Below are 1,230 nucleotides of genomic sequence, written 5' to 3' on the forward strand. Positions count from 1 at the left end.
GTGCTACGCGATTCTCCGGGCGATCGGCCGGCCGGTAGGGCGGCCACGCGGGCCGGGTAAGCCGGCTGATCCGGGACGGATCGTGGCTGTGTTCACTAGGACCGGCTCGATCAACAGGGCTGCGATCGAGTGCGATGTGGCGTTCTCGGTTGCTCGCCGGGTCCTGGTCGATGCTGGTCTCGTCTCCGCCGCGAAGCTGAAGGCGGTCGGTAAGCCGGAGGCCAAGAAGCGGTTCCTTGAGTTGGTTGGGCAGGGCTGGTCGGCGGTGCGAGCGGCCCGCGAAGTCGGGGTCAACGAACGCACCGGCCGGGACTGGCGTCAGGGAATCCGGCAAACGCGCAACACGCGGATCTATCCGGACGGGCGGGTCGTGGACTACCACCACGGAACCGTCTACAAACAGCCCGTGGCCACTATGACCTGCCCGGATGTCGCTGTCTCGGTGATCAGCGATCGGTATCTGTCGCTGGAGGATCGGATTGCGATCGCTGACGGGCTGGTGGTCAAGGATTCGATGCGGACCATCGCCGCGCGGATCGGGAAGGACGTCTCGACCATCTCCCGCGAGGTGCGTGCGCATAGTGTCGCCGGCCGGTATCTGCCGCACCAGGCGGATCGGGCCGCAGCGGCGGCCCGGGCGCGGCCCAAGCAGTCCAAGCTGGTGGTGAACACGGTCCTACGGGCAGCGGTCGAGGAAGGCTTGTCGAGGAAGCTCTCGCCGGAGCAGATCTCGCATCGCCTGCGCCGGGATCATCCCGACGACGAGAGTATGCGGGTGAGCCACGAAACGATCTATCAAGCCTTATACTTCCAAGCCCGAGGAGGGCTGAAACGCGAAGTGCAGCAAGCACTCCGAACCGGGCGCACCAGACGCAAGCCGCGGCGGAAAGAAGGCGAGCGGTATCAGCGGTTCATCGACCCGATGGTGATGATCAGCGAACGTCCCGCCGAAGTTGCCGACCGCGCCGTTCCCGGCCACTGGGAAGGGGATCTGATCACCGGTGAGCAGAACAAAACCGCGATCGGCACCCTCGTCGAACGCGCCACCCGCTACACGATGCTGCTACACCTTCCCGACGGACACGACGCCGAACAGGTCCGCGACGCACTCATCACCGCGATGAAGGACCTGCCCGCGCACCTACGCGGGTCGCTCACCTGGGACCAGGGCGCCGAACTGGCCCGACACAAGCAGATCGCGGTCGCGACCGACATGCAGGTGTACTTCTG

1 protein-coding gene is annotated in these 1,230 nt (G+C 65.9%); it reads left to right on the plus strand.

Going from position 1 to position 1,230, the window contains the following annotated elements:
• Window positions 1-241: 241 nt before the first annotated feature.
• Window positions 242-1,230 (plus strand): IS30 family transposase (locus tag V1Y59_RS23655; protein ID WP_431309288.1); only part of this gene is annotated, 989 nt, incomplete at its 3' end.

The sequence above is a fragment of the Gordonia prachuapensis genome, assembly GCF_036350515.1.
In the GTDB taxonomy this organism is placed as follows: Bacteria; Actinomycetota; Actinomycetes; order Mycobacteriales; family Mycobacteriaceae; genus Gordonia; species Gordonia prachuapensis.